General features: G+C 74.1%; 11 protein-coding genes and 1 rRNA gene. 9 read left to right on the forward strand and 3 right to left on the reverse strand.

The window, feature by feature from the left end; translation table 11 throughout:
• Positions 1–2 precede the first annotated feature (2 nt).
• Positions 3–959 (reverse strand): 2-hydroxyacid dehydrogenase, encoded by a 957-nt coding sequence (locus tag BM158_RS07750; RefSeq protein ID WP_091556012.1) that lies wholly within the window; start codon positions 957–959, stop codon positions 3–5.
• Between the two features lie 17 nt (positions 960–976).
• The gene (locus BM158_RS07755) at positions 977–1783 is read right to left on the reverse strand and encodes a hypothetical protein (RefSeq protein WP_091556014.1); all 807 of its coding nucleotides are present in this window, start codon (positions 1781–1783) and stop codon (positions 977–979) included.
• Positions 1784–1840: 57 nt separating this feature from the next.
• On the opposite strand from BM158_RS07755, the gene BM158_RS07760 reads away from it, so the two are divergent.
• Entirely contained in the window at positions 1841–2158 is a 318-nt protein-coding gene (locus BM158_RS07760; RefSeq protein ID WP_091556016.1) for an antibiotic biosynthesis monooxygenase family protein, read from the forward strand.
• Here the strand turns inward: BM158_RS07760 and BM158_RS07765 are convergent.
• Positions 2133–3110 (reverse strand): alpha/beta fold hydrolase, encoded by a 978-nt coding sequence (locus BM158_RS07765; RefSeq protein ID WP_091556017.1) that lies wholly within the window; start codon positions 3108–3110, stop codon positions 2133–2135. The genes BM158_RS07760 and BM158_RS07765 overlap by 26 nt on opposite strands.
• Before the next feature lie 108 nt (positions 3111–3218).
• On the opposite strand from BM158_RS07765, the gene BM158_RS07770 reads away from it, so the two are divergent.
• From BM158_RS07770 to BM158_RS07805, 8 genes are all read left to right on the forward strand, one after another.
• Positions 3219–4364 (forward strand): branched-chain amino acid aminotransferase, encoded by a 1146-nt coding sequence (locus tag BM158_RS07770; protein ID WP_091556019.1) that lies wholly within the window; start codon positions 3219–3221, stop codon positions 4362–4364.
• 1 nt (position 4365) lies between these two features.
• The gene (locus tag BM158_RS07775; RefSeq protein ID WP_091556021.1) at positions 4366–5325 is read left to right on the forward strand and encodes a bifunctional riboflavin kinase/FAD synthetase; all 960 of its coding nucleotides are present in this window, start codon (positions 4366–4368) and stop codon (positions 5323–5325) included.
• A gap of 92 nt (positions 5326–5417) precedes the next feature.
• A complete protein-coding gene (rpsO, locus tag BM158_RS07780; RefSeq protein ID WP_091066175.1) occupies positions 5418–5687 on the forward strand; it encodes a 30S ribosomal protein S15 in 270 nt (89 codons plus the stop codon).
• A 262-nt stretch (positions 5688–5949) separates the two neighbouring features.
• The gene (locus BM158_RS07785; protein WP_091556023.1) at positions 5950–8196 is read left to right on the forward strand and encodes a polyribonucleotide nucleotidyltransferase; all 2247 of its coding nucleotides are present in this window, start codon (positions 5950–5952) and stop codon (positions 8194–8196) included.
• 32 nt (positions 8197–8228) lie between these two features.
• Complete coding sequence (locus tag BM158_RS07790) at positions 8229–9572, forward strand: M16 family metallopeptidase (protein ID WP_229827920.1); 1344 nt, start codon at positions 8229–8231, stop codon at positions 9570–9572.
• Positions 9569–9925 carry a VanZ family protein gene (locus BM158_RS07795; protein WP_091556027.1) on the forward strand — a complete coding sequence of 119 codons (357 nt, stop codon included), beginning with the start codon at positions 9569–9571 and terminating at the stop codon, positions 9923–9925. The genes BM158_RS07790 and BM158_RS07795 overlap by 4 nt, the downstream gene beginning before the upstream one ends.
• 46 nt (positions 9926–9971) lie before the next feature.
• A complete protein-coding gene (gene dapB / locus BM158_RS07800; protein WP_091556029.1) occupies positions 9972–10766 on the forward strand; it encodes a 4-hydroxy-tetrahydrodipicolinate reductase in 795 nt (264 codons plus the stop codon).
• Between the two features lie 427 nt (positions 10767–11193).
• Positions 11194–11314: ribosomal RNA gene (locus BM158_RS07805) — 16S ribosomal RNA — on the forward strand; the annotation flags it as partial.

Below are 11314 nucleotides of genomic sequence, written 5' to 3' on the forward strand. Positions count from 1 at the left end.
GCTCAGCGGACCGGCGTCGGGGGCTCCTGCCCGCCCAGCACCGCCGCGGCGTTGCGGGCCGCCAGCACCGCCATCGCCTCCCGCGTCTGCACGGTCGCCGAGCCCAGGTGCGGGGTGAGCAGCACGTCGTCGCGGCCCACCAGGCCGGGGTGGACGGCGGGCTCGTCCTCGAACACGTCCAGCGCCGCGCCCCGGATCTCCCCGGCCTCCAGCGCCGCAACCAGCGCGGCCTCGTCGACGACCGGCCCGCGCGCGGTGTTCACCAGGTAGGCGCCGGCCCGCATCGACCGCAGCGCCGCGGCGTCCACCAGGTGCCGGGTCTGCGGGGTCAGCGGGCAGTGCAGGGACACGACGTCGGAGCCGGCCAGCAGCTCCTCCAGCGGCAGGTGCTCGGCGGGCGGGGCGCCGTCGGCGGCGGGACGGCGGGCGGCGTAGGCGACCTCCATCCCGAACGCGGCCGCCCGGCGGGCCACCGCCTGGCCGATCGCGCCGTAGCCGACCAGGCCCAGCCGGGCGCCGCGCAGGCCGGTGCCGAGCATGAAGTCCAGGTCCCAGCCCCACGACCGGCCCGCGCGCAGCAGCCGGTCGCCCTCGCCGACCCGGCGGGTGATGCCCAGCAGCAGGGCCAGGGTCAGGTCGGCGGTCGCGTCGGTGAGCACCCCGGGGGTGTTGGTCACCCGCACGCCCCGGCGACGGCAGGCCTCGACGTCGACGTTGTCGTAGCCGACGGCGATGTTCGCGACCACCCGCAGCTGCGGCCCGGCGGCGTCCAGCAGGGCGTCGTCCACCCGGTCCAGCAGCAGGCAGACCAGCGCGTCGGCGCCGGCCACCGCCGCCCGCAGCTCGGCTGCCCCCAGCGGCCGGTCCACCGGGGGCTGCACCACGTCGGCGACGTCGGCCAGCAGCTGCACCGCGGCGTCCGGCAGTCGCCGGCTCAGCACCACCCGGGGTCGGTCCACGCCCGGACCGTACGGCGTCAGCGGGCCCGGGGCGCCCGGGCGAGCAGCACGACCCCGGCGACGGTGAGCGTCAACCCCACCGCCAGCACCGGCGCCCAGCCCGGCCGCAGCCGGTCCCCGAGCAGGGCCAGCCCGAGGAGCCCGGGCACCACCACCTGCGTGGTGGCCAGGACCGCGGTCACCGTGCCCACGACCCCCGTGCGGAGGGCGGCGGCGGTCCACAGCGTGCCGGTCACCCCGAGCGCCAGGACGCCGTAGGCCAGCGGCTCGGCGGCGAGCTCGGCCACCGACCCCCACCCGGCCGACCGCACGTGCAGCGCCCGCACCGACAGCGCCACCCCGCCGTAGGCCAGCCCCGCCGCGGCCGCGGTGGCCACCGCCGTCCCCGACCGGCGGACCGGCTCGAGCGCGAGCAGCGCGACCACTGCGGCGGCCAGCAGCGCCGGCTCCGCGGCCGCGGGCAGCGCCGCCGGCCGCCCGGGCTGCGCCGCGGCGGCCACGAGCACCAGGCCGGCCACGACGGCGAGGACCCCTGCGGACGACCGCCGCGGCAGGTCGCGCACCCGCCCGGTCCGGCCGGCGACCGTCGTCACCGCGACCGCCCCGGCGAGCACCGACTGCACGGTGACCACCGGCAGCGACCGCAGCGCCACGACCGAGAGCACCCAGCCGAGGCCGTCGAGGACCAGACCGCCCACGTAGCGGGGCTGGGTGGCCAGCGGCCGCCCCGGCCGCACGCGCCGGCTGCCCTCGGCCTCCAGCAGGGAGGCGGCGCTGTTGACCAGCATGGCCAGCACGGCGGCGGCCAGCGCCAGCTCGGTCACGGCGCCGATGGTGCCCGACGCGGTGTGGCCGGGGGACCGGCGGGGCAGGGGAGGGGCATGAGCGTCGTGAAGATCAACGTGCTGACCGTGCCCGCCGAGGCCCGGGAGCGGCTCGAGGACCGCTTCGCCAACCGCGCCGGGGCCGTGGAGTCCTCCGACGGGTTCGAGTGGTTCGAGCTGCTGCGCCCGGTCGAGGGCACCGACTCCTACCTCGTCTACACCCGCTGGCGCAGCGAGGAGGACTTCCAGGCGTGGCAGGACGGGCAGGACTTCGCCCGCGGCCACTCCGGCGGCGGGTCGGGGATGGCCCCGGCCGCCACCGGGTCGCACGTGTGGTCCTTCGAGGTGGTCACGCAGGCGTCGGCGAAGGGCTGACCGCCGCGGCGTCGGCCACCGAGCTGGCCCCGCGCACCGCGTCGGCCCACCGCCGTTCCCGCTGCGCGGGCGTCAGGACGTCGTCCGCCGTCGTCGTCACGAAGTCGGTGACGACGGCGGCGAAGCGGCCCGGGTCGTCCACCTGCGGGAAGTGCCCGGCGCCGGGGAAGACCTCCAGCCGGCTGCCCGGCAGCAGCGCGTGCAGCTCGTGCGCGTGCCGCACCGGGATGACCGCGTCGGCGCCGCCCCACACCAGCAGCAGCGGCAGCGCCCGGGCCAGGTAGACCCGGTCGGCGGCGCTGACCCGCTGCCCACCGGTGTCCAGCACCGCGCGGGCGGTGTGCACGAACGCGGCGCGCGCGTCGGCGTCGGCCAGGGTGTCCAGCCCGCTGACCACCTGGGTGGTGCCCGGCGGCGTCCAGCGCTGCAGCGGCCGCAGCACCTGCCGGCCCGCGGCCCGGGTCCACCGGTTGAACACCGCCGGCAGCACGTACTCCGCACCCGGCAGGGTCACCGCGCGCAGGGCGGGGGAGACGTCGCGGCCCAGCCCGCCGGAGTCGACCAGCACCAGCCGCTCCACCAGCGCCGGGAACTGGTGGGCGAACTGCAGGGCCACCCCGCCGCCCAGGCTGTGGCCGACCACGGTCGCCGACGACGCCCCCAGCACGGTGAGCAGGTCGCGGGCCTGGGTCGCGAAGGCGCCCAGGCTGTAGTCGCCCGGGGGCTTCTCCGACTCGCCGTGGCCCATCAGGTCCGGCGCCACCACACGGTGGTCGCGGGCGAGCAGGTCCAGCGCCGGGCCGAAGCTGGCGCCGGAGCCGAGGAGGCCGTGCACCAGCAGCAGGACCGGTCCTCCGGTCCCGCCCACCCGGGCGGAGAGGTCGTGGCCGTGCAGCCGGACCCGCACCTGCCGCACGTGCGGCGTCGTCCATGGTGTGACCGCAGGTGACATGCACCCGAGCGTAGGTCGCACCCGGCGGGCCGGGACGTGGTGCGGGTCTAGGGTGCAGGGGGCCGGGCACGTGCCCGGTGCCTGTCCCGGACACTCGAAGTGGGAGCCATGACCGACACGCTCAGCCCCAGCCACACCTCCTCGCGCACCTTCGCCGAGGGTGTGCCGCTGGTGGTGGAGCAGGCGACCCGCCGCCCGGTGGCCGAGCGCGAGCAGCTGCTGGCCGACCCCGGTTTCGGCAAGGTCTTCACCGACCACATGGTCGTGGCCCGCTACGTCGCCGGGCGGGGCTGGACCGAGGCGACGCTGACCGGGTACGCCCCGCTCCAGCTCGACCCCAGCACCGCCGCCCTGCACTACGCGCAGTCGATCTTCGAGGGCCTCAAGGCCTACGCCCAGCCCGACGGCTCGGTCGCGGTCTTCCGGCCCGAGCAGAACGCCGCCCGGATGGCGCGCGGTGCGGTCCGCATGGCGATGCCGCCGGTCCCCGCCGAGGGCTTCCTCGCCGCCGTCGACGCCCTCGTCGACGCCGACCGCGACTGGGTGCCCACCGGCCCGGACCAGACGCTGTACCTGCGCCCGTACCAGCTGGCCGTCGAGCCGTTCCTCGGCGTCCGCCCGGCGTCGGAGTACCTGTTCGTGGTCATCGCCAGCCCGGCCGGCGCCTACTTCCCGCGCGGCGTCCAGCCGGTGTCGGTCTACCTCTCCGAGGACTACATCCGGGCCGCCCCCGGCGGCACCGGCGACGTCAAGTGCGCCGGCAACTACGCCGCCAGCCTGCTGGCCCAGGAGCAGGCCATCGCCGCGGGCTGCGACCAGGTCGTCTGGCTCGACGCGACGGAGAAGAAGTACGTCGAGGAGATGGGCGGGATGAACCTGTTCTTCGTCCTCGGTGCAGGCGCCGACGCCGAGCTGGTCACCCCCGAGCTGACCGGCACCCTGCTGCCCGGCATCACCCGCGAATCGCTGATCACCGTGGCCCAGGAGCTGGGGCACCGGGTCACCGAGCGCCGCTTCTCGGTCGAGGAGTGGCGGGCCGGGGTGGCCGACGGCTCGATCACCGAGACCTTCGCCTGCGGCACCGCCGCGGTGATCACCCCGGTCGGCCACGTCAAGGCCCGCACCGGCGACTTCACCGTCGGCGACGGCACCCCCGGCGCGGTGACCATGGCGCTGCGCGAGCGGCTGCTCGACATCCAGCACGGGCGCGTCGCCGACGAGCACGGCTGGCAGCACACCGTCACCGCCGCCTGACGTGCAGCGCTGGCGCGGCCTGGAGGCGACCCCCGGCGACCTGGGCCGGACGGTGGTCACCGTCGGCATGTACGACGGTGTCCACCGCGGGCACCAGCAGCTGATCGGCGCCGCGGTGGCCAGGGCGCGCAGCCTCGGCCGCCCGGCGCTGCTGCTGACCTTCGACCCGCACCCGGCCGAGGTCGTGCGGCCCGGCTCGCACCCGGCCATCCTCACCTCCGCCGACCGCAAGGCCGAGCTGGTCGCCGAGCTGGGCGTGGACGCGATGTGCGTGCTGCCCTTCACGCCGGAGTTCAGCCGCCTGTCCCCGGAGTCCTTCACCCACACCGTGCTGGTCGAGCACCTGCACGCGGTGGCCGTGGTGGTGGGGGAGAACTTCAGCTACGGCCACCGCGCCGCCGGGGACGTCGCCTCCCTCACCCGCGAGGGACGGCGGTTCGGCTTCGCCGTCGAGGGCCTGGACCTGACCGCGGACTCCGCCGGCGGGGGAGAGGTGACCATCTCCTCCACCTACATCCGGGCGTGCGTGGCCGCCGGCGACCTGGGTGCGGCGGCCCGCGCGCTGGGCCGGCCGCACCGGGTGGACGGCGTGGTGGTCAAGGGCGACCAGCGCGGCCGCGAGATGGGCTACCCGACGGCCAACGTGGAGTCCCCGCCCTGGACCGCGGTCCCCGCCGACGGCGTCTACGCCGGCCACCTGGTGCTGCGCGACCGGGCCGGCCGCAGCGGCCGCCGCTTCCCGGCCGCGATCTCGGTGGGCACCAACCCCACCTTCCAGGGCACCCACCGCACCGTGGAGGCGTTCCTGCTCGACTGGTCCGGCGACCTCTACGGCGAGCACGTGGGCGTGGAGTTCGCCGAGCGGCTGCGCCCGATGGTCGCCTACACCGGCCCCGAGGCGCTGGTCGAGCAGATGGACCGCGACGTCCTCGAGACCCGGCGCGTCCTGGGCACCGTGTAGCCTTGCCCACGGCGTCGGCCCTGCCGACGTGTGTGCATGCTGCCCCCGTGACACCGACCGGGGGCCACACGTGACCTGCCCAGGAGGCACCCATGGCGCTGGAGAGCGCGACGAAGAAGCAGATCATGACCGAGTACGCGACGGTCGAGGGTGACACCGGGTCCCCCGAGGTGCAGGTGGCGATGCTGACCCGACGGATCAGCGACCTGACCGAGCACCTCAAGCAGCACAAGCACGACCACCACAGCCGGCGGGGCCTGCTCCTGCTGGTCGGCCGGCGTCGCCGGCTGCTGAACTACCTGGCCAAGACCGACATCAACCGCTACCGCTCGCTCATCGAGCGGCTCGGTCTGCGCCGCTAGCACGTCGAGGGGACCGGCTCCGCACCGCGGGGACGGTCCCCTCTCCCGTGCGGCACCCGCCGCACGGGCCCAGGCGGCCACGCACCGGCCCTGGTCGCGCACCGCGCACGGCCCGGTCCTCGGTAGTGGCCCCCGGGACGCGGCAGGCACCAGCCCCGCGACCCGAGGGCTTCGATCGAAGACCGGTCCCAGGGACCACCCGGCGCAGACCGCCGAACCAAGAGGGCGCCGCCGCATGCGGCGCAGGAAGAGGACTCACGAGATGTCCGCACCCACCGACACCGTCGACTACGACGCCGAGGACGGCGTCTTCACCGCCTCCGCGGTCATCGACAACGGGTCCTTCGGGTCCCGCACCGTCACCTTCGAGACCGGCCGGCTGGCCAAGCAGGCCGCCGGCTCCGTCGTCGCCACCATGGGCGACACCACGCTGCTGTCGGCCACCACGGCCGGCCGCCAGCCCAAGGACCACTTCGACTTCTTCCCGCTGACGGTGGACGTCGAGGAGCGGATGTACGCGATCGGGAAGATCCCCGGTTCGTTCTTCCGCCGCGAGGGCCGGCCCTCCGAGGACGCGATCCTCACCTGCCGGCTCATCGACCGCCCGCTGCGCCCGACCTTCGCCAAGGGCCTGCGCAACGAGGTCCAGGTCGTCATCAGCGTGCTCTCGCTGGACCCCGACCACCTGTACGACGTGCTCGCCATCAACGGCGCCTCGGCGTCCACGCAGCTGTCGGGCCTGCCGTTCTCCGGCCCGGTCGGCGCCACCCGCGTCGCGTTGATCAACGGCCAGTGGGTCGGCTTCCCCACCCACACCGAGCTCGAGGACGCCGTCTTCGACATGGTCGTGGCCGGCCGGGTCCTGCCCGACGGCGACGTCGCGATCATGATGGTCGAGGCCGAGGCCACCGAGAAGACCATCGAGCTGGTCGCCGGTGGCGCCACCGCCCCCACCGAGGAGGTCGTGGCCCAGGGCCTCGAGGCCGCCAAGCCCTTCATCAAGGCGCTGTGCGAGGCGCAGTCGGCGTTGGCCGGCAAGGCCGCCAAGCCGGTGCAGGACTTCCCCCGGTTCCTCGACTACCAGGACGACGTCTACGCCGCCGTCGAGGCCCAGGCGCACGAGAAGCTGACCGTGGCCCAGGCCATCGCCGGCAAGGCCGAGCGCGAGGACGCCACCGACGCGCTCAAGGACGAGGTCAAGGCCGCCCTGGCCGACCAGTTCGAGGGCCGCGAGAAGGAGATCTCCGCCGCCTTCCGCGCCGTCACCAAGAAGGTCGTCCGGCAGCGCATCCTGCGCGACAAGGTCCGCATCGACGGCCGCGGCGTCACCGACATCCGGCCCCTGTCGGCCGAGGTCGAGGTGCTCCCGCGGGTGCACGGCTCGGCGCTGTTCGAGCGCGGCGAGACCCAGATCATGGGCGTCACCACGCTCAACATGCTCCGCATGGAGCAGCAGCTGGACACCCTGAACCCGGTGACCCGCAAGCGCTACATGCACAACTACAACTTCCCGCCGTACTCCACCGGCGAGACCGGCCGCGTGGGCTCGCCCAAGCGCCGCGAGATCGGCCACGGCGCCCTCGCCGAGCGGGCCCTGCTGCCCGTGCTGCCCGACCGCGAGGAGTTCCCCTACGCGATCCGGCAGGTCTCCGAAGCCCTGGGCTCCAACGGCTCGACCTCGATGGGCTCGGTCTGCGCCTCGACCCTGTCGCTGCTCAACGCCGGTGTGCCGCTGCGCGCCCCGGTCGCCGGCATCGCCATGGGTCTGGTCTCCGACCAGGTGGACGGGAAGACCGAGTACGTCGCGCTGACCGACATCCTCGGCGCCGAGGACGCCTTCGGCGACATGGACTTCAAGGTCGCCGGCACCAAGGACTTCGTGACGGCCCTCCAGCTGGACACCAAGCTCGACGGCATCCCCTCCGACGTCCTCGCCGGTGCGCTGACCCAGGCCCGCGCGGCCCGGCTGCACATCCTCGACGTCATGCTCGAGGCCATCGACGGCCCCGACGAGATGAGCCCGTTCGCCCCCCGGGTGACCACGGTGCGCATCCCGGTCGACAAGATCGGTGCGGTCATCGGCCCCAAGGGCCAGATGATCAACGCGATCCAGGACGAGACCGGCGCCGACATCACCATCGAGGACGACGGCACGATCTACGTCGGCGCCTCCGACGGCCCCTCGGCCCAGGCCGCGGTCGACCGGATCAACGCCATCGCCAACCCGCAGCTGCCCAAGGTCGGCGAGCGGTTCCTGGGCACGGTCGTCAAGACCACCGCCTTCGGTGCCTTCGTCTCCCTGCTGCCCGGCCGCGACGGCCTGGTGCACATCAGCAAGCTGGGCAACGGCAAGCGGATCGCCAAGGTCGAGGACGTCGCCAACGTCGGCGACAAGCTGCAGGTCGAGATCACCGACATCGACGCCCGCGGCAAGATCAGCCTGGTGCCCGTGGTCGAGGGCGGCGCCGCCGAGGCGCCGGCCGAGGCCGCCGCCCCCGCGGGTGAGTGACCACGGCTGACCGCAGCTCGACCGTGACCGGGGTGGGTGCCGACCAGGCGCCCACCCCGGTCGCCGTCGGGCAGACCGAGGTGCTGGACGTCGACGAGGTCGGCGGCCGCGTCGAGCGGACCGAGCTGCCCGGTGGCCTGCGGGTCATCACCGAGCAGATGCCCGGCGTGCTCTCCGCGACGGTCGGCATCTGGGTCGGCGTGGGCTCGCGCGACGAGACGCCCGGGCTGGCCGGCTCCTCGCACTTCCTCGAGCACCTGCTCTTCAAGGGCACCCGCTCGCGGACGGCGCTGGAGATCGCCACGGCCATGGACGCCGTGGGCGGTGAGATGAACGCCTTCACCGCCAAGGAGCACACCTGCTACTACGCCAACGTGCTCGCCAGCGACCTGCCGCTGGCGGTGACGCTGCTCGGTGACCTGGTCACCGACGCACTCAACACGGCCCCGGACCTGGAGTCCGAGCGCACGGTGGTGCTCGAGGAGATCGCCATGCGCGACGACGAGCCCGCCGACGCCGTCCACGACCTGTTCGCCTCGACCCTGTTCGGCGACACCCCGCTGGGCCGGTCGGTGCTGGGCACCGTGGAGTCCATCGAGTCGCTCACCCGGGACGACGTCGACGGCTGGTACCGCGGCCGGTACGCGACGCCCTCGATCGTGGTGGCCGCCGCGGGCCGGGTCGACCACGCGCAGGTCCTCGACCTCGTGCGCGCGGCCTTCGGCGAGCGGTTGTCCGGCGGGGCCCGCCCCGACCCGCTGCGCCTCGGCGACGACGGCGTGCCCGGCGTGCCCGCGCACCGGACCGGCCTGATCCACCGGCGCACCGAGCAGACCCACCTGCTGCTCGGCTCGGTCGGGATGGGCCGGCTGGACCCCACCCGGTACGCCGCCGCCGTCCTCGACGCCGCCGTGGGCGGCGGGATGAGCTCACGGTTGTTCCAGGAGATCCGCGAGAAGCGCGGCCTGGTCTACAGCGTGGGGTCCTCGCTCACCCACTACGCCGGCAGCGGGGTCTTCTCCGTCTACGCGGGTTGCGCTCCCAAGCGCGTCCCCGAGGTGCTCCGGCTGGTGCGGGCCGGGCTCGCCGAGGTCGCCGCCGACGGCCTGCGGGACGACGAGGTGGCCCGGGGCATCGGTCAGCTCAAGGGCGGGCTGGTGCTCGGCCTGGAGGACACCGGGTCGCGGATGAGCCGGATCGGCAAGAGCGAGCTGTCCTACGGGGAGTACCTGCCCGTGCGCGAGGTGCTGGCCCGGCTCGAGGCGGTGGACACCGCCGAGGTGCGTGCCGTCGCCGCGGACCTGCTGGCCCGGCCCACCGCGCTGGCCGTCGTCGGCCCCTACCGGGACAGGGACCTGGAGCGGCTGTCGGCATGAGGGAGTGGTTCACCGAGCACGGTGCCCTGGCGCGCGGCGCGTTCGCGGTCGGCGTGCTGGTGTCCCTCGCCGTGCTGTTCGCCCCGCCGGGCGACGTGCCCACCACCCCCTACGGCGTGGACAAGGTGGTGCACGCCCTGCTGTTCGCCGCCCTGGCCTTCACCGCGCGGTGGGCCGGGGTCGGTCGCGGGGTCACCGCCGTGCTGATGGTGCTCTACGCCGCGGTCAGCGAGGCGCTGCAGGGGACCGACCTGGTGGGCCGCGACGCCTCCCTCGGCGACTGGCTGGCCGACGTGGTGGGCGTGCTGGCCGGCTTGCTGCTCTGGCGCGCGGCCACCCTCGCCCGCCGCTGATCGTCCCGGGGTTGCATCCGGGTCGGGCGCCCGTCAGGGTGCGGCCATGACCTCCAGCAGCCCCGTCACCGCCCCCGCCCCCGACGGCCCGCTCACCCCGGTCGCGGTGCTCGGTGCCCGCGGCCGGATGGGTGTCGAGGTGTGCAAGGCGGTCGACGACGCCGAGGACCTCGAGCTGGTCGCCATGGTCGAGGGCAGCGAGTGGCTGTTCAACGTCGCCGACGCCGGTGCCCAGGTCGCGGTGGACTTCACCCGTCCGGAGTCGGTGATGGAGAACATCCGTTTCTGCATCGACCAGGGCATCCACTGCGTGGTCGGCACCACCGGCTTCGACGACGAGAAGATCGCCACCATCCGGGAGTGGCTGGCCCCCAAGCCCGAGCTCGGTGTGCTCATCGCCCCGAACTTCGGCATCGGTGCGGTCCTGCTGATGAAGTTCGCGGCCGAGGCCGCCCGCTTCTTCACCTCGGTCGAGGTCGTCGAGCTGCACCACCCGAACAAGGTCGACGCCCCGTCCGGGACGGCGACCCGCACCGCACAGCTCATCAGCCAGGCGCGGGCGGACGCCGGCGTCGCCCCGGCACCCGACGCGACCCAGGACGGGTCGTCGCTGCCCGGTGCCCGCGGCGCGGTGGTCGGGGGCGTGCCCGTGCACGCCGTGCGCCTGGCCGGTCTCGTCGCGCACGAGGAGGTGCTGCTCGGCACCCACGGCGAGACGCTGACCCTGCGGCACGACTCCTACGACCGGTCCTCCTTCATGCCGGGGGTGCTGCTGGCCGTCCGGGAGATCCAGCGCCGGCCCGGTCTGACCATCGGCATCGAGTCGCTGCTGGGTCTCTGACGGGTCGGGTGGGGGAGCGCGGACGCGTCCGACACGCCCGCGACACCCCGCCGACACGTGACCTGCCTCCCAGACGGCGCCGGCTCGGAATCCGCTGACCTGCTCGTTCACCCCGCAGGCACCCCCGCCGGACGCCGGGACGCCACCCGGGGGACCCCCCGGGTTTGACGCGCCCCGACCGGTGGCGTAACTTTCTCTCTGCGCCGGGGACGACCGCGAGGTCGGGCCCGAAGCGCCGAGCAGGACAACAAGCCGAGACATCGAAGGCCGGGAGGCCGGGGTTCTTGCGCGTCCGCTCTTTGAGAACTCAACAGCGTGCCGAAAGTCAGTGCCAACTGTTTGACCCCTTCAGGCTTGTGGGTCTGGGGGTTTCTGGATTGATGATCAAGATCTGTCAGGTCTTGGTTCTTGGTCTGGGTTGAATTCATCTACGGAGAGTTTGATCCTGGCTCAGGACGAACGCTGGCGGCGTGCTTAACACATGCAAGTCGAACGATGAAGCCAGCTTGCTGGTGGATTAGTGGCGAACGGGTGAGTAACACGTGGGC

The sequence above is a fragment of the Klenkia taihuensis genome, from assembly GCF_900112525.1.
GTDB lineage: Bacteria > Actinomycetota > Actinomycetes > Mycobacteriales > Geodermatophilaceae > Klenkia > Klenkia taihuensis.